Consider the following 22,090-nt stretch of genomic DNA (forward strand, 5'->3'; position numbering starts at 1 on the left):
GCCGACGGACCTCAGTTGGCAGCAGCGAAGTGGGCGGCGGGTCCCGGTGAGTTCTGGGCGCCTAATAACTGGGCGGGCGTTCTACCGGAGAACCCTGCGGTAGCGGATGTGGGTGGCCAGCGGCGAGTGGAGCACCTCGACGGGCTCGAAACCGAAGGATTCAACGCCGTCGAAAATCCGTTCCCCTGAACCGAGCAGGACCGGTGCGATGTCGAGGGTGAGCTCGTCAACCACGCCGGCGGCCAGCGCCTGCCGGACTGTCGACGCTCCGCCGGCGATATCCACGCCGTTGTTCCCGGCGGCTTCCCTGGCTGCAGCGTAGGCGGCGTCGAAACCGACGGTGATGAAGTGGAAGGTAGTCCCGCCCTCCATCTGGATGGGGCCGTGCGGGTGATGCGTCAGAACGAAGACAGGGGCGTGGTACGGCGGTTCGGCGCCCCACCAACCGCTCCATTCCTCATCCCAGTCCCCGCGGATGGGGCCGAACATGTTCCGGCCCATCACATATGCGCCACACGGGCGCATCAGCCATTCGCTGGCCACCTTGTCGGCATCGTTCGCCCGGGGGTCACCGATGTGCCAGCCATGCAGTTCCAGCCCCCGCCGGCCCAGCGGGTTGTCCCGGCTCTGGTCCGGCCCTGCGACGAAACCGTCCAGCGAGACTGACATGTGGCAGGTTGTGTCCGGCACCGCAAACCTCCTGAGGATGGTGCCTTGCATGCGGCACGTGCTGGGGAGCCTAGCACGTGACCTAAGCCATAAGGGAGCCCGGGGCGGCTAGTCGCTCCGGGTACCGAAAACGATCTCGTCCCAGGACGGCACGCTGGACCGCTTGGGCCGTGCAGGCCGTTCCGGCGCCTCAGTCTCCGGCAGCTGTCCGGTGGAGGGGGCAGTGTCGTCCTGCTTTGCGGCCGGGCGCCGGGGATTGCTGCCGAGCAGTTCATCCAGTCCGGCTCCGCCGGACGTTCCGGGACCTGCCGCGGGAACGGAACCCGAGGGTTTCTGCGGGGACGCCGCAATGGTGATTTCCCTCGTGTCGGTGCTCACGCCGTCGTGAAGCCGCAGCGCATCATCGTGGTTGTCGCGGTGCGGCGGAAGGAGGCTGAGCCTGGACAGCATGGAGGGCCTGGTGTCCCTGCGCCTGATGAAGGATTCGCCCTGGGCTGCCGGCGCATCCTGCTGGTCATCCTGCGCATCCGGTTCCTCTGCCTCGGGTTCGGCCGGCATCTCGGAAGGGCGGGGATGGGCGGCCGGCACGCCATGCGTGAGCAGCAGCGCCAATGCGTCGTCCGAGTCCTCATCCACGCCCAGCCGCTGGCCGCGCCGTGACCGGAGCATGTCCAGGAGGCCGTCTGACTCCTTGCTGGAATCCTGGACGGGCACCCCCTGGGCGCCGGCTGGCGTCTTGGACGCATCCGCATCCGTCTCGAAATCAAAGGGGCGGTCGGAAACCGCGGTGAGCCGGCGGGCAGGAACGGGTCCGTCCAGCGGCTCAAGCTCGCTCAGTTGCTGCGCCCAGCGGTTGGTGTTCTGCAGTGACTTCCGTCCCGGATTGAACGTCCACAGCGCGGGCGGCTCCTCGCCAATGCCAGAGGTGCCGCCGGACTTGGCCTCAAAGCTCGCCGAGACAGTCCATGTACCGTCCTGGCGCCGCCAGGAGTCCCATTCCACCGTTGAGGGATCGATGCCGTGGGCGGACAGGCGGTGGGCTACCATGTCGCCCAAAGTCGCCGGGTTGTCACCGAAAGCGGAGCGGTAGATGTCATGGCCGGGGGAGGGCGCCGCGACTTCGACTTTCCGCGCCTGCTGGGCAACGTATTCGCGCTCCGCGAGGACCGGGCCCTCGTAGCGTTCCACCTTGGCAAGCGGCATCCCGGACAACTCCGCGACGTCCGCGGCCGTCGCCCCGGCACGAATTCGTGCCTGGATGTCCCTGGGGGACATGGGAACGGCAGGCCTTTCCGCCCGCGGCTTGGCCGTGGACCTGCTGGCCGTCCTGAGGGCCTCATCGATCGGCAGCTGGAACATCTCGCCGCCGGCCCCGCTCAACAGGAGATGCGTCCCGTCGTCGTGCACGCCTACAAGCCGTAGATCCTGCATACAAATCCTCCACCCTGGCATTACTATCAATCGAAACTCTGCCACCCAGCGGCGGGGAATTGGCTCAAGGAGCAGGGCGCGCCGTGATTTTCCGCTGGAACCAAGCCGGAAAGGCGTGTTCGGGCGGCTGCCGGGCAGCCCGGCAGCGTCAGCGCCGCGTCAGGGCTGCCGTCAGCTGATCAGGATGGCGGGTCGAGGCCAGCCAGTAGGGGGTCCGGTCGGCGGGGTCGGTGATCTCGATCTTCACGACTGGGTCGATCCAGCCCCGGATGCACAGGTAGGCAAGCCCGTTGAGCCGGGTGCCCCGTTCCGCCGTCGCCTCGCCGGCCCTGAACTCCTGTACAGCGCCGACGAATCGGCGTTCAATGGTGGCCCGTCCAACGGTGAGGGTGTCCGCCGTGACCATGATGACGGGGGTGGAAAGAACCAGGAGGACAGCGATGATGGCGAAGAGCACCAACGCAGCGGTGTAGCCCGCCGCCATGCTGATCGGGGCGAAAACCAGGATGCCCGCCGCGGAGACGCCGGCGGCGATAATCCAGATCCAGGCGTTCGGCCACAGCTTCTCCCTGTAGATAACAGCCATCCGGGCAGAGGGTGTGCTGGGAACGGACGCAGACGGGTTTGAATCGGGCATAGCCCCAGCTTTCCACCTTTGGCTCGCTATTTCACCTTGGGACAGGCACCCCCGCCCGGCTTCAGGCCGCGCTTCCCTAGGAGCGATTTGGGAGCGCGGGTTAGAGTGAGTGACTGTGACTGATCATCCCGCCACGGTAGACCTTGTCCCGGACGCAGCATTGCCCGCCCCTGCAGCTCCCACCCTGCAGGTCCAGTTGAAGATGCTGGATCCGGAGCTGGAGGCGCCGTCCTACGCGCATCCGGGCGACGCAGGCGCAGACCTCCGTGCCCGCGAGGACGTGGTCCTGATGCCCGGGGAGCGCAAACTGGTCCCCACCGGCGTCGCCATCGCTCTTCCTTACGGCTTCGTGGCGCTGATCCACCCCCGGTCCGGCCTGGCCACCAAGCACGGCCTGACGATCGTGAACGCCCCCGGCACCGTTGACGCCGGCTACCGGGGCGAGATCTCGGTAACGCTGCTGAACACCGATTCGTCCCAGCCGATAGAGCTGCGGCGCGGCGATAGAATTGCCCAAATGGTCATCCAGCGGGTGGAGCATGCCCAATTTATTCCTGTCAGCGAACTGAGCGGGTCCGTGCGCGGCACGGGCGGCTTCGGCTCCACCGGCGGGTTCAACCTCCCCGGAGCCTGACCTCAGGCTGCACCGCTGCCACACCGGCATGCACGACGGCGGAACCTCGAAAGTTCCGCCGTCAGGTTTCAGGACTGGCACATTTTCGGAATTAAGGAGTCACCCATGGTCTTTGGGTTCGGCAGGAAAGCAAAGAACGAAGAGCCGGCAGAGCCGGCCGATGAGCTCACCGTTGCGGAGGGTGAAGAAAGCCCATCCGCCACCGGCGCCCGCCGCCAGGACGGCCCATTCGACGAGGCCGAGATCAGCAGCCGCGACGGCTATGTGGACCTCGGAGCCTTGCTGATCACTCCCAGCGAGGGCCTTCAGCTCCGCCTCGAAGTGGAGGAGGCCACGCAGCGGGTGGTGGCAGTGACCCTGGACCTCAACGGCTCCAGCCTTCAGCTGCAGGCCTTCGCGGCGCCCAAGACCGAGACCCTGTGGGACGAGATCCGCGAACAGATCGGCCAGTCGGTGGGTGCGCAGGGCGGCCAGGTTGAAGAGGTGGAAGGGGCTTTCGGCACCGAACTCGTGGCCAAACTGCCCGCCGGCCTTCCGGACGGCAGCCAGGGCTACCGCGTAGCCCGCTTCATCGGCGTCGATGGTCCCCGCTGGTTCCTGCGCGGCGTCCTGGGCGGGCCCGCGGCGCTGGAGCGCCCCGCCGCGGAACCGCTGGAGGCACTGTTCCGGCAGGTGGTGGTGGTCCGCGGCGACAGCCCCATGCCGCCGCGCGACCTCCTGCAGCTGAGGCTGCCCAAGGACGCATCCGCCACTCCTCCGCCCGCCGAGCCCACCCTGGAGGAGCCCGAACGTGGTCCCGAAATTACCCAGATCGGCTGAACCTCCCCACGACAACCCGGTCCATGCATCCGGCGGGCTTACCCCGCTGGGGCAACTTCCGGACAAGGGACGCGTCATGTGCCAGGGGCACGTCGAATCAGTGACCTTCGTCCCCGCCGACCGGAACCCCGAATTCAGTGCCATCCTTTCCGAGGACGACGCCGATCGTCCCGCCACTGGTCCGAGGCGGGGCAGGCCCCCGCGCCTCCGCGTCGTCTGGCTGGGCCGCCACCGTGTGCCCGGCATCGAAGCAGGCGCACAAATCCGGGTTGAGGGGATGCTGGCCCGGGGCAAAGACATGCCCACCATCTTCAATCCCCGCTACGAGATACTGTCCCGCCAGGAGCACGAATGACCGCCCAAGAGCCCGAACAACAGCCCTCCGGTCCTGCCCAGCCGGGCGGAGCACAGGAGGGCACGCCGCAGGCTCCCGGTCCATCCCCGGTTGCCGGCCTCGCCGCAGAATACGCCGCAAAGGCCGGGCTCCACCGCACCCACGACGGGCGGGTGGACGTCCTGCGCAGCGCCGGGGGAGTGCAGGGCATTGCCGAGAGCATCGTTCCCGGCCTCGTGTTCCTGGTGGCGTTCACCATCACCCGCGAGCTCACGTTGTCGCTGGTGGCAGCCCTGGCATCCGCGGCCGTGTTCACCGTTATCCGCCTGATGCAGCGGCGCCCGCTCACCCAAGCCCTGGCGGGCGTGGTGGGCGTGGGCATTTCCGCCTGGCTGGCCAACACCACCGGCAAGGCCGAGGACTTCTACCTGCCCGGCTTCTTCACGAACGCTGCCTACATCCTGGCCATGGTCATCTCAATTGCGGTCAAGTGGCCGGTGGCCGGGCTCCTCTTCGGTTTCATCCGCAACGAAGGGGTGGAGTGGCGCAAGGACCCTGACCGGGTCAGGGCGTACCGCCTGGGCACCTGGATCATCGTGGCTGTCCTGGCGATGCGGCTCATCGTGCAGGTGCCCCTCTACCTGATGGGAACCGACGGACTGGCTGCCCTCGCCACCACCCGCCTCATCATGGGGGCGCCGCTGTACATCCTCGGTGTCTGGGTGGCCTGGCTCGTGACCCGGCCTGCTCCGGCGGAACCTGAAGCCGGCGCAGACCAGGTGGCCTGAACCCGCTTTTACTTCAGCCAGAATTCAGCCGCACGGGTGCGGCGGCGAACCTAGCCGTCGAAGCCGTCGTCGTCCTGGGCGTGCCCGTGGCTGCCTGCGGCGGCGGGCTGGGCGCTCTCCGCAGCGTCACCGGTGTCGATGCTGCCGGGGGCGGACGAGAGCAGCTCCCGGAGTCCGTCCTCAGCGGCGATGGTGGTGACGAAGAAGAGCTCGTCGCCGCCGTCGATCACGTCGTCCCGGCTGGGCGTGATGGGTGCCTGGTCCCGCAGGATCGCCACCAGCGTGGCGTCCTCCGGCCAGTGGATGTCGCCCACGGTCATGCCGATGACGTGGGAATCGTGCGGAACCGTAAATTCCACCAGGGACGCCACACCCGTCTGCAGCGTCAGCAGGCGGACCAGGTCGCCGATCTCCACCGCCTCCTCCACCAGGGCGGTCATCAGCTGCGGGGTGTTCACGGCCACGTCGACGCCCCATGAATCGTTGAACATCCAGTCGTTCTTTGGGTTGTTCACCCGGCCAACGGTGCGGCCAACCCCAAACTCGGTCTTGGCCAGCAGGGACACCACCAGGTTCACCTTGTCGTCGCCGGTGGCGGAGACCACCACGTCGGCATCCTCCACCTTGGCACCCTGAAGCGTGGAGAGCTCGCAGGCGTCCCCCACCAGCCAGTGGGCGCCCCGCAGGCCGCTGCGTCCGATTACCTCGGGTTTGAGGTCGATCAGGAGGATCTCATGCTTGTGCGCCAGCAGCTCCCTGGCGATGGACGATCCGACGCTGCCCGCGCCGACAATAACAACTTTCACTGGTACTCCTTGGCAGGGGCTTTGGCGAGGATCTGTGCGATCTGGGCGCTGCGGTCCACCTGCAGCATGGCGTGCACGGTGTCGCCGTCCTGGTAGGCGGTCCCGGCGTCGGGCAGCAGGCCCTCGCCGAAGCGGGTCAGGTACGCCACGCGGACATCGGCAGCCTTCTCAATACTGCTGACGCGGTGCCCGATCCAGCCGGCATCGAGTTCCAGTTCGGCCAGGACCAGGCGTCCGGAGGGTTCGCGGAAGTCGCCCGCGAGGTGCTGCTCGGGAAGGATGCGGCGCAGCACCTGGTCGGCACTCCACCGGACAGCGGCCACCGTGGGAATGCCCAGGCGCTGGTAGATCTCGGCCCGTCCGGGGTCGTAGATCCTGGCGACGACATGCGGCACGTGGAAGGTCTCACGGGCCACCCGGGTGGCCAGGATGTTGGAGTTGTCACCACTGGAGACTGCGGCGAAGGCGTAGGCCTCACCCACCCCCGCCTGCTTGAGGGTGTCCCGGTCAAAGCCGACGCCGGTGACTTTCCGTCCGGTGAAGCCCTGGCGGAGCCGGCGGAAGGCGCGGTCGTCCTGGTCGATGATGGCCACGGAATGCCCGGCATCCTCCAGCGTGTGCGCCAGCGTTGCCCCCACCCGGCCACATCCCATGATCACGAAATGCGCCACCGTATCTCCTCCATATGTAAGTCAGGATCGTGCAGCTAGAACTCTACCGGCATGGCCCTTGTGAGGCCTGGCCCGGAGCCGTCATGACATCGTCCGCGATTCAGACTAGCTTTGTGGGGTGTTGACAATACTGAACGCCGTCAAACGGGTGCTGGTGGGACGGCCGTTCCGGAACGACCGGCTGGCGCATACCCTGCTTCCCAAGAAGATCGCACTGCCGATCTTCGCCTCCGACGCCCTTTCCTCCGTAGCCTACGCGCCGGACGAGATCCTCCTGACCCTTGCCCTGGCAGGCGTCAGCGCCGTGGCCATCTCGCCGCTGGTGGGGCTGGCCGTGATGGTGGTGCTGCTGACCGTCGTCGCGTCCTACCGGCAAAACGTCCACGCTTACCCATCAGGCGGCGGCGACTACGAGATCGCGAACGTGAACCTCGGCAAGTACGCCGGCCTGACGGTGGCCTCGGCCCTCCTGGTGGACTACGTCCTGACCGTGGCCGTGTCCATGTCCTCGGCAGCCGCGTACCTCACCACTGCCGTACCATCCCTGCACGGTGAGCAGGCCGTCATCGCCACTATCGGCGTCGTCATCCTTGCCCTGGTCAACCTGCGCGGCATCAAGGAAGCGGGCAGTGTCTTCGCTGTCCCCACCTACATCTTCATGGCATCCATCCTGGGCATGACCGCAGTAGGCGTGTTCCAGGCCGCAACGGGGCAGTTGGGGGAGGCGCCGTCCGCGGCCTTCACCATCGTCCCGGCCGAGGGCTTCGACCAGGGCCTGGTGGGCCTGGCCGGTGCCTTCCTGCTGCTCCGGGCCTTCTCCTCCGGAGCCGCGGCGCTTACGGGCGTGGAAGCAATCAGCAACGGTGTGCCGAACTTCCAGCACCCGAAGAGCAAAAATGCGGCCACCACCCTGCTGCTGCTGGGCATGATCGGCGCGGCCATGCTGGCCGGCATCATCTACCTGGCCAACGCCACCAAAGTCCACATCGTGCTGGACCCTGCCACGGAATTCCTGCTGAACGGGAACCCGCTGCCGGAGGGATACGTCCAGAACCCCGCCATCAGCCAGATCGCCCAGACCATCTTCGGCGCGGGCAGCATCCCCTTCTACATCGTGGTGGCCGCCACCGGCGTCATCCTGGTGTTCGCGTCCAACACCGCCTTCAACGGGTTCCCGGTCCTGGGGTCCATCCTGGCGCAGGACGGCTACCTGCCCCGCCAGCTCCGGACCCGCGGCGACAGGCTTGCGTTCAGCAACGGCGTCCTGGCCCTCGCGGCTGGCGCCCTGGTGCTCATCATCTCCTTCGACGCGGACGTCACCAAGCTCATCCAGCTCTACATTGTGGGAGTCTTCATCTCCTTCACCCTCAGCCAGCTCGGCATGATCCGGCACTGGGGGCGCGAGCTGAAGCTCGCCAAGGACAAGGCCGTCCGGCGCCGGATGATGAAGTCCCGCACCATTAACAGCATCGGCTTCGGCATGACCGCGCTGGTGCTGGTCATCGTCCTGATCACCAAGTTCGAGCAGGGCGCCTGGATTGCCCTGCTGGCCATGTTCATCCTGTTCCTGATCATGTGGAGCATCCGGGCGCACTACGACAACGTGGCCAAGGAACTTGCGGTGGACGAGGACTCCTCGCCCCGGGCCTTGCCCACCCGGGTGCACGCCGTCCTGCTGGTGTCGCACGTCCGCAAGCCCGTCCTGCGCGCCCTGGCCTACGCCCGTGCGTCCAGGCCATCCCGGCTGGACGCCATCACGGTGGACATCGACCAGGAGGAAACGGCGCACACCATCGCCGACTGGGAAAAGCTTGAAATCCCCGTCCCGCTGACCGTCCTCGCCAGCCCCTACCGTGAGACCGTCACGCCCATCATGGACTACATCAAGCAGATGCGCCTGGACTCCCCGCGGGACCTCATCGTGGTCTACATTCCGGAATACGTGGTGGGCAAGTGGTGGGAGCAGCTGGTGCACAACCAGACCGCACTGCGCATCAAGACACGCCTGCACTTTGAACCGGGGGTCATGGTGGCCAGCGTTCCCTGGCAGCTCAAATCATCCGAAGAAGCCAAGAACCTCCAGGACGTGCAGTGACCACAGGAACTTCCTCAACCGCCCCGCAGGCACGCGAGGCCGCCGGCCATACAGGCGAAGAGGTGGTCCTCGACGTCGGGCCCGTGGCGCATGGCGGGCACTGTGTGGCCCGCCACGGGGGCAGGGTTATCTTTGTCCGGCACGCCATACCGGGGGAGAAAGTCCGGGTCCGGCTCACCGACGCAGGAGACGATGCGAAGTTCTGGCGGGCGGATGTCATCGAGGTGCTTGAGGTTTCCACGGACCGGGTGGAGCACTTTTGGCGCCCGGCGGATTCCCTGCGAGCATGGGGCCACGGGCACCCGCCGGTGGGAGGTGCCGAGTTCGGGCACATGACGCTGGCACGGCAGCGCAGCCTGAAGGCGGACGTCCTGGCAGAACAGCTCACGCGCCTGGCCGGCTTTGAGCATATGCCGCCCGTTTGGACCGGCGGCGTGGAAGCCGTGGGGGAGAACCACGACGGCGGCAGCGGGCTTGGGTGGCGCACACGGGCCAGCTTTTCGGTCACCCCCGGGGGCAGGCTGGGCATGCATGCGCACCGCTCCAACGACATCATCCCGGTTCGGGAGATGCCCCTGGCCAGCGACGCCATCAACGGGCTGCGCTTGTGGGACCTGGACCTCCAGGGCATCGAGCGGGTCGAGGTGGCGGCCCCGGCCAACGGGTCGCGGCCCCTGGTGCTCCTGGCCCCGGCGCCCGGAACCAAGGAGAAACGGCTGCGGGCAATCGCTGCGGGAGTGCCGGAGGAAGCCTCGGTGGCGGTCTTTGATCCGCTGACGGGCAGTGTGACGCAGTTGCGGGGGCGGACCTGGGTACAGGAATCCGCCATGGGCCACAATTACCGGGTCACTGGGGAGGGCTTTTGGCAGATCCACCGCGACGCGCCCGGGACGCTTGTGGGGGCTGTCACAGAATTCCTGAGGGAGGGCGACTTCCTCCACGCCGGGGCCGTGGTTGCCGACCTCTACGCGGGCGCCGGCCTCTTCACCGCAGTCCTGGCCGACGCCGTGGGGGAGACGGGGTCCGTACTGTCGGTCGAGGGGGCGCCGGGAACCAGCCGCGACGCCCGGAAGAACCTGCATTCAGCACCGCAGGTGGAGGTGGTCCAGGGCCGCGTGGAACGGGTCCTGCGCCAGAAGCCGCGGAATTTCGACGCCCTGCTCCTTGACCCGCCCCGGGCCGGAGCCGGGAAAGCCGTCGTCGGCCAGCTCGTCGCGTCGCAGCCCCGGGCCATTGCCTACGTGTCCTGCGACCCGGCGTCGTTTGCCCGTGACCTGGGTTACTTCCGCCGCTCAGGGTGGGACCTGGCCGGACTCCGGGCCTTCGACCTGTACCCCCACACCCACCACCTCGAGACAGTGGCACTGCTGGCTCCGGCTCCATGATGCCGCCGGGGTTTTGGACTACGATGGCCGTAGTAGTCCCACGTCGCGCCCGTAATCTCGGCCGGCCGTGTGCAATTTTCGGGCCCTGTAACTACTTAGGGCGTCCTAACTAGCAGGCGGTCAACCGCGCGACAAAGATGAAACTGTTGCGAGAGGAGTCCTGCGATGAGCACTGTGGACAGCTTCGGTTCAAAAGGCAAACTTAATGTAGCCGGAACCGAATACGAAATTTTCCGGTTGAACTCCGTTGAAGGTGCAGAAGCCCTTCCGTTCAGCCTCAAGGTATTGCTTGAAAACCTGTTGAGGACAGAGGACGGCGCGAACATCACCGCCGATCACGTCCGCGCTTTGGCAGGCTGGGATCCGAATGCGGAGCCCGATACAGAAATCCAGTTCACGCCGGCACGCGTGATCATGCAGGACTTCACCGGCGTTCCCTGCGTGGTTGACCTTGCCACCATGCGTGAAGCGGTCAAGGACCTGGGCGGGGACCCCAAGCGGGTCAACCCGCTGGCACCGGCCGAAATGGTCATCGACCACTCGGTGCAGATCGATGCCTTCGGCAACTCCGGCGCACTGGAGCGCAACATGGAGATCGAATACCAGCGCAACGGTGAGCGCTACCAGTTCCTGCGCTGGGGCCAGACGGCATTCGACGACTTCAAGGTTGTTCCCCCGGGAACCGGCATCGTGCACCAGGTCAACATTGAGTACCTGGCCCGCACCGTGATGACGCGCGAAGTGGATGGTGCGCTCCGCGCCTACCCCGACACCTGCGTCGGCACCGACTCGCACACCACCATGGTCAACGGCCTGGGCGTGCTGGGCTGGGGCGTGGGCGGCATTGAAGCCGAGGCAGCAATGCTCGGCCAGCCCGTCTCCATGCTGATTCCGCGCGTCGTGGGCTTCAAGCTCAGCGGCAGCATCCCCGCCGGTGCCACCGCAACCGACGTGGTGCTGACCATCACCGAAATGCTGCGCAAGCACGGCGTCGTGGGCAAGTTCGTCGAATTCTACGGCGAAGGTGTCGCAGCGGTGCCGCTGGCCAACCGCGCCACGATCGGCAACATGAGCCCCGAGTTCGGTTCCACCGCCGCCATGTTCCCCATCGACGACGTCACCCTTGACTACCTGCGCCTCACCGGCCGGTCCGAGCAGAACGTCGCCCTCGTGGAGGCCTACGCCAAGGAACAGGGCCTGTGGCACGATGCGTCCCGCGACATCAAATTCTCCGAGTACCTGGAACTGGACCTGTCCACGGTTGTTCCGTCCATCGCCGGCCCCAAGCGCCCGCAGGACCGCATCGAGCTGACCGAGGCCAAGGACGAGTTCCGCCACGACCTGCTCAACTACGTCTCGCACGACGCCAACGCAGGCACCCTGGACGAGTCCCTCGAAGAGACCTTCCCGGCGTCGGACGCCCCGTCCTTCACCAGCGGCGCAACCCACGTCTCGGACACCGACCGCGAACCGCCGAAGTACTCGGCGGCGCACGGGGGAGCGGGCCGCATCACCAGCCCGGTTCCCGTGAAGATGGCTGACGGGCGCGAATTCGAACTGGACCACGGCGCGGTCACCATTGCGTCCATCACGTCCTGCACCAACACCTCCAACCCCTCGGTCATGCTTGCCGCCGCCGTCCTGGCGCGCAACGCCGTCGAAAAGGGCCTCACCTCCAAGCCGTGGGTCAAGACCTCCGTCGCCCCAGGCTCGAAGGTTGTTACCGACTACTACGAGAAGTCCGGCCTGACCCCCTACCTGGAGAAGCTCGGCTTCTACATCGTGGGCTACGGCTGCGCCACCTGCATCGGCAACTCCGGTCCGCTGGAAGCCGAGATCTCCGAGGCCGTCCAGGCCAACGATCTCGCGGTCGCCGCCGTCCTGTCCGGCAACCGCAACTTCGAAGGCCGGATCAACCCGGACGTCAAGATGAACTACCTGGCGTCCCCGCCGCTGGTCATCGCCTACGCCCTGGCCGGTTCCATGGACTTCGACTTCGAAACCGACGCCCTCGGCAAGGATGAGGCCGGCAACGACGTCTTCCTGAAGGACATCTGGCCCAACCCGGTTGAGGTCCAGCAGGTCATCGATTCCTCGATCGACAAGGACATGTTCGCCAAGGGCTACGAGGGCGTCTTCGACGGCGACGACCGCTGGAAGGCCCTGGACACCCCGGCCGGCGACACCTTCGCCTGGGATCCCAACTCCACGTACGTCCGGAAGCCCCCGTACTTCGAGGGCATGCAGGCCACCCCGGAGCCGGTCAACGACATCACCGGAGCCCGCGTGCTGCTGAAGCTCGGCGACTCCGTCACCACCGACCACATCTCCCCGGCAGGTTCGTTCAAGTCCGACACCCCCGCCGGCCAGTACCTGCTGGCCAACGGCGTGGAGCGGAAGGACTTCAACTCCTACGGCTCACGGCGTGGCAACCACGAAGTGATGATCCGCGGTACGTTCGCGAACATCCGCATCAAGAACCAGCTACTGGACGGGGTTGAGGGTGGCTTCACCCGCGACTTCACCCAGGCTGAAGGCCCGCAGGCCTACGTCTACGACGCCGCGCAGAACTACCAGGCAGCCGGCACCCCGCTGGTAGTCCTGGCCGGCAAGGAGTACGGTTCCGGTTCGTCCCGTGACTGGGCCGCCAAGGGGACCGCCCTGCTGGGCGTCAAGGCGGTCATCGCCGAGAGCTACGAGCGCATCCACCGCTCCAACCTGATCGGCATGGGCGTCCTGCCGCTGCAGTTCCCGGCCGGCGAGAATGCTGCCAGCCTGGGCCTGACCGGCACGGAAACCTTCTCGGTAGAGGGCGTCACCGCCCTGAACGAGGGCACCACGCCCAAGACCCTGAAGGTCACCGCTACCGCCGAGGACGGCTCCTCGAAGTCGTTCGACGCCGTCCTGCGCATCGATACCCCGGGTGAAGCGGACTACTACCGCAACGGCGGCATCCTGCAGTACGTGCTGCGCCAGATCTCCGCGAACTAGCGGGTTTCTGCCCAGCAGGCAACATCCTCCCGAAGCCCCGGCCGGTCACCGACCAGCCGGGGCTTCGGCTTTGCAGCCAAAACCAAGGCGTTAGAGTTAAACGGCACGTCTACCACCCGAAGGAGGGGTCATTGGGAATCTTGGACACCATCCGGAATCCGCAGGACCTGAACGAGTTGACCGAGGAACAGCTGGCACAGCTGGCCTCGGAGATCAGGGACTTCCTGATCACGAACGTTTCCCAGACGGGCGGCCACCTCGGACCTAACCTCGGCGTCGTGGAACTGACGCTGGCCGTGCACCGCATTTTCGAGTCTCCCCGCGATAGCATCGTCTTCGACACGGGCCACCAGTCCTACGTCCATAAGCTGCTGACCGGGCGCCAGGACTTCAGCACCCTCCGCCAGGAAGGCGGGCTCTCCGGCTATCCAGCCAGGGCCGAGTCAGAGCACGACATCGTCGAAAGCTCCCACGCCTCCTCCTCCCTTTCCTGGGCGGACGGCATCTCCCGGGCCCGCCAGCTCACCGGGGAAGGCGACCGCCACGTCGTCGCCGTCGTGGGCGATGGCGCCCTCACCGGCGGAATGGCGTGGGAAGCCATCAACAACATCGCCGCGGACAAGAAGCGCCGCGTGGTCATCGTGGTCAACGACAATGGACGCTCCTATGCACCCACCGTGGGCGGATTCGCCGACTACCTTGCCTCCCTGCGCCCCACCATCGACTCCTTCCGCGCCGCGCCCGCCTATGAGGGGGCGCTGGACTGGTGGAAGAAGAAGCTCCAGAACGGTGGCCCCGTGGGCCAGTTCACCTACAAGAGCCTGCATGCCATGAAGAAGGGCATCAAGGACTGGTGGGCGCCGCAGGGCATGTTCGAGGACCTCGGCATGAAGTACATCGGCCCCGTGGACGGCCACAACCTCCAGGCCATGGAACACGCGCTCTCCACTGCCAGGAACTACGGCGGCCCGGTCATCGTGCACGCCATGACCGAGAAGGGGCATGGCTACGCCCCCGCCCGCGCCCATGAAGCGGACCAGTTCCACGCCGTCGGCATCATCGATCCGGAAACCGGCGAACCAACCGGCAGCGGCGGGGCACAGTCCTGGACCTCGGTGTTCGCCGACGAAATCGCAGCCATCTCGGATGAGCGCGACGACATCGTGGGCATCACCGGAGCCATGCTGATTCCGGTGGGCCTGCACAAGTTTGCGGCCAAGCACCCTGAGCGTGTCATCGACGTCGGCATCGCCGAGCAGCATGCGCTCACCGCTGCCGCCGGCATGGCCTTCGGGGGGCTTCATCCGGTGGTGGCCGTCTACGCCACCTTCCTGAACCGCGCCTTCGACCAGCTGCTGATGGACGTCGCCCTCCACAAGGCCGGCGTCACCATCGTCCTGGACCGTGCGGGCGTTACCGGCCCGGACGGCGCCAGCCACCACGGCATGTGGGACATGGCCATGGTTCAGATTGTTCCCGGCCTGCACCTGGCCGCACCACGCGACGCCACCAGGCTCCGCGAGGAACTGCGCGAGGCCGTGGCCATCAGCGACGCCCCCAGCGTGGTCCGCTTCTCCAAGGGCTCCGTGGGTCCGGCAGTCGAGGCACTGGAACGGTTGAGCGACGGCGTGGACGTCCTGGCCCGCCGCCCCTCCGGTTCCACCGAGAACGACGTGCTGATCGTCAGCGTCGGAGCCATGTCCGAACTGGCCCTTGACGTCTCGAACCGGCTCGGTGCGCAGGGCATCAGCACCACTGTGGTGGACCCCCGCTGGGTCCTCCCGGTCCGCCGCTCCATCATTGCGCTGGCCTCCCACCACCGGCTGGTGATCTGCATCGAGGACGGTGTGCGTGCCGGCGGCGTCGGGTCACGCATCCGGCAGGAAATGCGCGCCGCAGGGGTGGACACCGCCCTGAACGAGGTGGGCCTGCCCGTGGAGTTCCTGGATCACGGCACCCGCAACCAGGTGCTGGAGCGCGTGGGGCTGACCGCCCAGCAGATCACGCACGACGTCGTGGCGCAGGTTTTGGGAACCAAGGTTCCGTTCGCACGGCCCTTGCCCGGGCAGCAGCACCCCACCACCGGCAGCCTTCCGATCCTGTGAAGGACGAGGATGAACTGAAGTACCCCGGCCCCGCGGGGGAGTCCGGACCGGTCCTGCACACCACCACCACGCGCGTTCCCAACGGACTGCAGCCGGGCCAGCTGGTGGTTTCCCGGAACCGGAAGTGGAACGGCAAGGCCCACTGGGTGGTGCCGGGCCGGTACCTTGGCGAAGACCGGCATGGCTGGTGGATCTTCCAGGGCACCAACGAGTTCTGTTCCCGCCCCGGCGCCGCGTTCTACACGCGTTCGGACGCCGTCCTGCTGGTGCCGCGCCAGGGTGACTGGGTGGCCACTTTTTACGACTCGGCCCACCCCGCGGGCGTACGGGTCTACATCGACCTGGCGGTCGGCCACGAATGGACACAGATCCGGCCGGCTGTCACCGAGTTCCACGTCATCGACATGGACCTGGACGTCATCCGGACCGCTGACCGCGGCGTCTTCATCGACGACCAGGACGAATTCGCGGAACACAGCGTCTCCATGCGCTATCCGCAGCAATTGATCGAAGATATCCAGTCCTCGGCGGACTCTCTGTACCAGGCCGTGAAGGCACAGCAAGCTCCGTTCGACGGCACCGACGTCGAATGGTTTAGAAAAGGACGCACATGAGCGGCATTGTCAGGGTCTACAAGCGCGACGACGAGGGCACCCTCCACTTCCGGGAGGCCTGGTTCGACGAGGACTACTCGCAGTTCGTCATGAATTTCGGCGCTGTGGGGCACCAGAGCAAGACCGAGGAAACCGATGTCCCTGACGCTGCTGCGGCCGAGGGCCTCCTGGACGCCTTTGCAGCCCAATGCGAGGAGGACGGATTCGCCGAGATCCCCGCCGGGGAGCAGTTCTGGGTGGTGGCGCAGTTCGCGCTAAAGACCCGGGAAGGTACGGAGCGGGACCGCTACCTGGAGGAGAAGGCCACCGACGCCCTGATCAGCCACCTCGCCTGGCGGGGCCTTGGCACGGTGGAGCGTTCCGAATTCACGGACTACAAGCTCAACATCTTCTGCCTTTGCCCGGATGTGAACAAGGCCGTGAACGCCATCAAGGTCTGCGCCCGCGGCGAGGACCTGGACTTCACCAAGCTCAGCATCGGTGCCGCCCCCTACAGCGACCCCGACCATTACAAACTCAAGCACTCAGCCAAGCCGGCCAGCAGCTTCACCCTCTAGGAGGCGTCCTTGACCAGTTACCGCCGCGTTGGAAAATCAGGCCTGACCGTCTCCACCGTGGGGCTAGGCTGCAACAACCTCGGCCGCGCCAATACCGCCACTGAGTCGCAGGACGCAACGGACGCCGTCGTCCACGCGGCAGTCGATGCCGGCATTACCCTCTTCGATGTTGCCGACACCTACGGCCGCGAGCCCGGGTTGAGCGAGACCATGCTCGGCAAGGCCCTCGGAAAGCGGCGCTCCGGCGTGGTGCTGGCGACCAAGTTCGGCATGGATATGAAGGGCGCCAGCGGGCCCGACTTCGGTGCCCGCGGGTCGCGGCGGTACATCATCCAGGCGGTGGAGGCTTCGCTGCGGCGCCTGGGCACGGACTGGATTGACCTCTACCAGTTCCACACGCCGGATCCGCTGACCCCCATCGATGAAACCCTCGCGGCGCTGGACACCTTGGTCCGCACCGGCAAGGTCCGCTACATCGGCCACTCCAACCGCTCCGGCTGGCAGATCGCCCAGGCGGAGTACGTGGCACGCGAACTGGGTACCGCCCGCTTCATCTCCACCCAGAACCACTACAACCTCCTGGACCGGCGTGCCGAGCTTGAAGTGACCCCGGCCGCGGAGGAGTTCGGGCTCGGCGTCCTGCCGTACTTCCCGCTGGCCAACGGCCTCCTGACCGGCAAGTACGCACCGGGCCATGCGCCGGAAGGGTCCAGGCTCAGCCACACCCGCACCAATATGGTGGACGACGCCGACTGGGACCAGTTGGGCCGGTTCAGCGCCTTCGCGAAGGAACGCGGGTTGACGGAGATCGAGGTGGCCTTCTCCTGGCTTGCCGCCCAGCCCTCGGTGGCCAGCGTCATCGCCGGGGCCACCAGGCCGGAGCAGGTCAGGCAGAACGCGGAAGCGGCGGACTGGATCCCCACACCCGAAGACCTGGCCGCCCTGGACGGGATCTTCCCGGCGGTGCCCAAGGTCGCGCTCTTCTAGGCAGCCGTGCCCGCCTACCTCCTGGACGTTGATACCGGGATCGACGACGCCCTGGCCCTTGCCTACCTGGCGGCCCTCCCGGACACGGAGTTCGTGGCAGTCACTGCCACTCCCGGCAACGTGGACGCGGACCAGGTGGCCCGCAACACCCTTGCGTTGCTGGAACTGTGCGGACGGCCCGGGGTCCAGGTGGCCGTGGGTGCCCGCAAACCCCTGTCGATCCCGCTGCAGACCACCCCTGAGACCCACGGACCACAGGGGATCGGCTACGCCGTCCTGCCGGAGCCCGCCGGCCGGATCAGCGAACGCGATGCCGTGGACCTGTGGATCGAACATGCCAGGGCCAGGCCGGGGGAGCTTACCGCGCTCATCACCGCCCCGCTGACCAACTTCGCCCTGGCGCTGCGCAGGGAACCGCAACTTCCCGACCTCCTGGCCAAAGTGGTGATCATGGGCGGTGCCTTCTACCACCAGGGCAACACCACCCCCACCGCCGAGTGGAACACGCACGTGGACCCGCACGCCGCCAAGGAGGTTTACGCTGCCTACCGCGGAAAACCGTTGCAGAAACTGCCCATCGTCTGTTCCCTGGACACCACCGAACGCATGGAGCTCCGCCCGGCCCACGTCGCGGCGCTGGCCCGGGCTGCAGGTGCCACCGTTCCCGAGCTGGTGCTCCCGGAAGACCCCGAGGGCAAGCGGAGCAGCTCCGACAACACCCTTATCAGGCACCTTTCGGATGCCCTGCGGTTCTACTTCGAATTCCACCGGCTCTACGATCAGGGCTACCTGGCCCACGTCCACGACTTTTTCGCCGCAGGAGTGGCGGCAGGCACGCTCAACTACACGGCCCGCCGTGCCACCGTAGACGTCGAAACGGAGTCGCCGCTCCTGGCGGGAACCACCGTGGCCGACTTCCGCGGGCTCTGGGGCACGCCCCCCAACGCCAGGATCGTGGCCGGCAACAACCCGGAGCAGGCGTTCCGCCGGCTGGTTTCCGCCGTTGGAATGCTGGCCCGCCGGGTGGGCTGAACGGGCAGGCGGGCGGCACCCCGCCAGCAGGGCACCGCGCATGGGACGCGGCCCGGGATGGCCGGTAGAATGGGCCACGGACCGGCCCGGCGCAGTTGCCGCCGGCTGCTGCCGAGGTGACATAGGCAGCCACACTGACGGCCCGGCATTGCCGGGCCATTGCCTGCACCCAAAGGAACATTCCCCATGTCATCGCCCTCTTTGACGCTCCCGTCCCAGGAACGCCCCGCGGCCCGCCGCCGGCTTCTGGAGATCCTCGGCGCCCTGGCCATCGCGGCCACCTATGTCTACCTGGTGCTCAACCAGCCCGCAGACATCACCGGAGGTCCGGGCAGCGCATCGGCCCTGATCGCCCTCACCGGCTTCCTGGCAGGCGCGGTCCTGCTGATCGTCGCCGTCCTGCCCACGCTGGCGGCCTCTACTCTGGTGCTGATCCCGGTGGCGTTGGTCCTGAACATCGTGCTCGGCCAGTTCGTGGGCAGCACCCTGGTTCCCTTCTACCTCGACGCCATCGGCACGGTGCTGATTGCCGTCCTGGCCGGACCGGCCGCCGGCGCCGCCACGGGCGCGCTCAGCAGCATCGTCTGGTCCTTCTTCAACCCCACGGTGCTTCCGTTCGCCGCAGGCGCCGCGCTGATCGGGTGCCTGGCCGGGCTGGCAGCACGCTACGGCCTGTTCCGCCGCTTCTACCTGGCTCCCGTGGCCGGCTTCGTTACCGGGATCATCGCCGGCGTGGTCTCCGCCCCGGTAGCCGCCTTCGTCTTCGGCGGAACCTCGGGCGTGGCCACGGGTGCGATCGTCAGCGCCTTCCGGGCCATGGGCGACACCCTCCTGGCCGCCATCACCAAGCAGGCGCTGATCTCCGACCCCATGGACAAGGCCATCGTGTTCACCATCGTGGCCATCCTGGTCTATGCCCTGCCCCGCCGGGCCCGCCAGCAGTTCCCCTTCATCCGGCGCCACCGGGTCCTGGCCGGCAGCGCGCCTGCGGCTGACGTTCCCGCCCGGGATTTGGCCCAGGGTTCGGCACAGGGGACCGCCCCGGACTCCGCACGGAAGGGCTGACCATACCCCTGTGACGGCATCATCGGCAGGCAGGACGGCAACGGCGGCCAAACGCGGACGGCTCAACCCGCTGACCTCGCTGACCGCTGCGGCGGCCACAGCGGCCATTACGACGGCGGGCGGCAGCTGGCCGCTGTCCCTCGCCGTGGCTGCCGCGTGCGTTGGCCTGTCCGTGGCGGGCGGCACGGCCCGCCGGGTGCTGCCGGCGGCTGCAGCAGTCCTGGTTCCGCTGGGCCTGTCACTGCTGTGGCTGCATGGGCTGTTCTTCCCCGAAGGACGGACTGTGCTGGCAGCGTGGGGACCTGCCCGGATCACGACAGAAGGCCTGGACTTCGCCGGGCAGCGGATCCTGCTGCTGGCCGCCGTGGTCCTGGCCCTGCTGCTGTTCTCCTTCAGCGTCGATGTCCCCGACCTCGTGGCCGCCTTGTCCGCCCGCGGGGTGCAGGGCCGGTTCGCTTTCGTCCTGGCCTCCACCCTGACCCTGCTCCCTGCCATCGCCGCCAGGGCACGGCGCATCCGCCAGGCCCAGGAATCGCGCGGCCTGGTGGTCTCCCGGAGCTTGGTGTCCAGGCTGGGCGCCTTCCGGCTGCAGGCCGTTCCGCTGGTCCTCTCCCTGATTGAAGACGCCGGCATCCGCGCTGCGGCGCTGGAAGCCCGAGGGCTCAGCAACACCGGGCCGAGGACCAGCTACCGTGAGGTGGCTGATTCCGGCCTGCAGCGGGCAGCACGCACCGTCCTGGTGATGGCGGCCCTGGCGGCAGTGGTTCTCCGAGTGGTCCAGGCGGGTGCCGGTGGCTGAGCCCGTGGTGACCAGCGGCCCAGGTAATGCGGGCAAAGCAAGTAATGCCGGCGTGCCAGGCAAACCGGTACTGGCAGCCGGGATCCGGCACTTCACCTTCCACGACGGCCAGGCCCCGGCCCTGCACGATGTAACCGTGTCCTTTGCGCCGGGCTCCTTCACGGCCATCCTGGGCGCCTCCGGCAGCGGGAAATCAACCCTGGGCCGGTTGCTGGCCGGCTGGCTGCCTCCGGGCGGCCACGGGACACTGGCAGGGTTCCTCGAGTTGTCGGGCACGCGGCTGGAGTTCGACGGCGGCCCGGGGGACTCCCGGATCGATCCCGCCCAGTGGGGCCGGCACGTGGGCTTTGTCCCGCAGGACCCCGCTGCCGTCCTGTCTACCGTGCGGGCCACTGTGGCGGAGGAACTGGCGTTCGGACTGGAAAATACCGGCACGGAGCGCGCTGACATGCAGGTGGCTGTAGAACGCACAGCCGGGCTGCTGGGACTTCGGAACCAACTGGACCAGGACCCCGCCCAGCTCTCAGGTGGCCAGCTGCGCCGCCTGGCCATCGGCTGCGCCATCATCGCCGGACCGCCCGTACTGGTCATGGACGAGCCCTTTGCCTCCCTGGACACGGCTGGCGCGGACAGTCTTGCCGCCCTGGTCCGGGACCTGCTGAAGCGGGGTACCGCCGTCGTCATCCTCAGCCAGATTGTGGACCCGCTGCTGCTGGGCGCCGACACCTGGATGGTGCTGTCTGATGGCACGGTCATCGCGTGTGGGCCTCCCGCCGGCACGGGAACCCGACAAACCGAAAGCGGGAACGGCCTGGGCATGCTGCCCTGGGCAATCCGGCGTCCGGCCAAACGGGACGCTGACGCGCCGCCAAGGCCGCCTGCAGGGCAACTGTCGGGACCGCCAGCGTTGCAGCTCCGCGGTGTGTCCTTTGCGTACCCGGGGCCACAAACCAACGGCAAAAGACGCGGCAAACGATGGGGCAAGGCGGCACGGACGGAGGCGCCGAACCATGGCACCCCGGTGCTGCAGGACGTCCACCTGGCGGTGCAGCCCGGGGAAATCGTGGCGGTTACCGGGCCCAACGGCACCGGCAAATCCACGCTCCTGCGGCACTTCAACGGCCTGCTGCGGCCCACCGCGGGAACTGTCCTGGTCCGCGGCAATGACATTTCCGGCGCGCCCGTTGGAAGGACCGCGGCAGCCGTGGGCCTCCTGTTCCAGCAGCCGCGCGACCAGCTGTTTGAACGGACCGTACTGCGGGAGGTCAGCTTCGGGCTGGACCGCCTGGTGGGTCCGGACATGGCTGCAGGACGGGCCGTTGCAGCCCTTCAGGCAGTCGGCCTGGCGAAGGCCGCCGCCGAGCACCCCGCCGAGCTGCCGGCCTCAGCCCAGCGCCTCCTGGCGCTGGCCACCGTCCTGGCGCGCAGGCCCGCCGTCCTGGCGCTGGACGAGCCCACCGTGGCACTGGACGGCGACGGACTGGCCCTGCTGGACGCCGCCGTTGGATCCGCTGCAGCGGAGGGCGCCGCCGTCGTGCTGGTCACCCATGACTTGGGCTACGCACGGACGGTGGCGCACCGCATCCTGATGCTCGACGGCGGCCGGTTGGCGCCGGCCTGACCGTCGGTATGACGGCGGCCGGCAGTGCGCGCCCGCCAGTGGGCGGGCGC

At 67.5% G+C, this 22,090-nt stretch carries 20 protein-coding genes; 15 read left to right on the plus strand and 5 right to left on the minus strand.

Annotated elements, in window-relative coordinates; genetic code table 11:
• Positions 1–81: 81 nt before the first annotated feature.
• The 3 genes from FBY36_RS17250 to FBY36_RS17260 form a co-directional block, all read right to left on the minus strand.
• Positions 82–690, minus strand: coding sequence for a dihydrofolate reductase family protein (locus FBY36_RS17250; protein ID WP_142121384.1), 609 nt, complete (start codon positions 688–690; stop codon positions 82–84).
• Between the two features lie 87 nt (positions 691–777).
• Positions 778–2,100, minus strand: a complete 1,323-nt coding sequence (sepH, locus tag FBY36_RS17255) for a septation protein SepH (protein ID WP_142121386.1) — start codon at positions 2,098–2,100, stop codon at positions 778–780.
• Positions 2,101–2,248: 148 nt separating this feature from the next.
• Entirely contained in the window at positions 2,249–2,737 is a 489-nt protein-coding gene (locus tag FBY36_RS17260; protein ID WP_142121387.1) for a DUF3093 domain-containing protein, read from the minus strand.
• Between the two features lie 115 nt (positions 2,738–2,852).
• Here FBY36_RS17260 and dut point away from each other — a divergent pair, with 115 nt between their 5' ends.
• From dut to FBY36_RS17280, 4 genes are all read left to right on the plus strand, one after another.
• Positions 2,853–3,371 carry a dUTP diphosphatase gene (gene dut / locus FBY36_RS17265; protein ID WP_142121389.1) on the plus strand — a complete coding sequence of 173 codons (519 nt, stop codon included), beginning with the start codon at positions 2,853–2,855 and terminating at the stop codon, positions 3,369–3,371.
• A 105-nt stretch (positions 3,372–3,476) separates the two neighbouring features.
• The gene (locus FBY36_RS17270) at positions 3,477–4,190 is read left to right on the plus strand and encodes a DUF3710 domain-containing protein (RefSeq protein WP_142121391.1); all 714 of its coding nucleotides are present in this window, start codon (positions 3,477–3,479) and stop codon (positions 4,188–4,190) included.
• Positions 4,191–4,266: 76 nt separating this feature from the next.
• Complete coding sequence (locus tag FBY36_RS17275; protein WP_142121393.1) at positions 4,267–4,545, plus strand: hypothetical protein; 279 nt, start codon at positions 4,267–4,269, stop codon at positions 4,543–4,545.
• Entirely contained in the window at positions 4,542–5,312 is a 771-nt protein-coding gene (locus tag FBY36_RS17280; RefSeq protein WP_142121395.1) for a DUF3159 domain-containing protein, read from the plus strand. The genes FBY36_RS17275 and FBY36_RS17280 overlap by 4 nt, the downstream gene beginning before the upstream one ends.
• A 50-nt stretch (positions 5,313–5,362) precedes the next feature.
• Here the strand turns inward: FBY36_RS17280 and FBY36_RS17285 are convergent, their stop codons facing one another.
• Together FBY36_RS17285 and FBY36_RS17290 are read right to left on the minus strand one after the other, a co-directional pair.
• Positions 5,363–6,118, minus strand: coding sequence for a potassium channel family protein (locus FBY36_RS17285; protein WP_142121397.1), 756 nt, complete (start codon positions 6,116–6,118; stop codon positions 5,363–5,365).
• Positions 6,115–6,789 carry a potassium channel family protein gene (locus tag FBY36_RS17290; RefSeq protein ID WP_142121399.1) on the minus strand — a complete coding sequence of 225 codons (675 nt, stop codon included), beginning with the start codon at positions 6,787–6,789 and terminating at the stop codon, positions 6,115–6,117. The genes FBY36_RS17285 and FBY36_RS17290 overlap by 4 nt, the downstream gene beginning before the upstream one ends.
• A 118-nt stretch (positions 6,790–6,907) precedes the next feature.
• On the opposite strand from FBY36_RS17290, the gene FBY36_RS17295 reads away from it, so the two are divergent.
• From FBY36_RS17295 to FBY36_RS17345, 11 genes are all read left to right on the plus strand, one after another.
• The gene (locus tag FBY36_RS17295) at positions 6,908–8,884 is read left to right on the plus strand and encodes an APC family permease (RefSeq protein ID WP_142121401.1); all 1,977 of its coding nucleotides are present in this window, start codon (positions 6,908–6,910) and stop codon (positions 8,882–8,884) included.
• A complete protein-coding gene (locus FBY36_RS17300) occupies positions 8,881–10,269 on the plus strand; it encodes a class I SAM-dependent RNA methyltransferase (protein ID WP_142121403.1) in 1,389 nt (462 codons plus the stop codon). The genes FBY36_RS17295 and FBY36_RS17300 overlap by 4 nt, the downstream gene beginning before the upstream one ends.
• A 165-nt stretch (positions 10,270–10,434) precedes the next feature.
• Complete coding sequence (locus FBY36_RS17305; RefSeq protein WP_142121405.1) at positions 10,435–13,260, plus strand: aconitate hydratase; 2,826 nt, start codon at positions 10,435–10,437, stop codon at positions 13,258–13,260.
• Positions 13,261–13,391: 131 nt separating this feature from the next.
• Positions 13,392–15,365 (plus strand): 1-deoxy-D-xylulose-5-phosphate synthase, encoded by a 1,974-nt coding sequence (dxs, locus tag FBY36_RS17310; protein WP_142121407.1) that lies wholly within the window; start codon positions 13,392–13,394, stop codon positions 15,363–15,365.
• Complete coding sequence (locus FBY36_RS17315) at positions 15,362–15,979, plus strand: DUF402 domain-containing protein (protein ID WP_200830525.1); 618 nt, start codon at positions 15,362–15,364, stop codon at positions 15,977–15,979. The genes dxs and FBY36_RS17315 overlap by 4 nt, the downstream gene beginning before the upstream one ends.
• Positions 15,976–16,536 (plus strand): hypothetical protein, encoded by a 561-nt coding sequence (locus FBY36_RS17320; protein ID WP_142121409.1) that lies wholly within the window; start codon positions 15,976–15,978, stop codon positions 16,534–16,536. Before FBY36_RS17315 ends, FBY36_RS17320 begins: the two co-directional genes overlap by 4 nt.
• A gap of 9 nt (positions 16,537–16,545) precedes the next feature.
• Complete coding sequence (locus FBY36_RS17325) at positions 16,546–17,523, plus strand: aldo/keto reductase (protein ID WP_142121411.1); 978 nt, start codon at positions 16,546–16,548, stop codon at positions 17,521–17,523.
• A 6-nt stretch (positions 17,524–17,529) separates the two neighbouring features.
• Positions 17,530–18,555, plus strand: a complete 1,026-nt coding sequence (locus FBY36_RS17330) for a nucleoside hydrolase (protein WP_142121413.1) — start codon at positions 17,530–17,532, stop codon at positions 18,553–18,555.
• A 186-nt stretch (positions 18,556–18,741) separates the two neighbouring features.
• Positions 18,742–19,620, plus strand: a complete 879-nt coding sequence (locus tag FBY36_RS17335) for an ECF transporter S component (RefSeq protein WP_142121415.1) — start codon at positions 18,742–18,744, stop codon at positions 19,618–19,620.
• Positions 19,621–19,630: 10 nt separating this feature from the next.
• Positions 19,631–20,419, plus strand: coding sequence for an energy-coupling factor transporter transmembrane component T family protein (locus FBY36_RS17340; protein WP_142121417.1), 789 nt, complete (start codon positions 19,631–19,633; stop codon positions 20,417–20,419).
• Positions 20,420–20,471: 52 nt separating this feature from the next.
• Complete coding sequence (locus FBY36_RS17345; RefSeq protein WP_235008880.1) at positions 20,472–22,040, plus strand: ABC transporter ATP-binding protein; 1,569 nt, start codon at positions 20,472–20,474, stop codon at positions 22,038–22,040.
• Positions 22,041–22,090: the final 50 nt, after the last annotated feature.

The organism is Arthrobacter sp. SLBN-122, from assembly GCF_006715165.1.
In the GTDB taxonomy this organism is placed as follows: domain Bacteria; phylum Actinomycetota; class Actinomycetes; order Actinomycetales; family Micrococcaceae; genus Arthrobacter.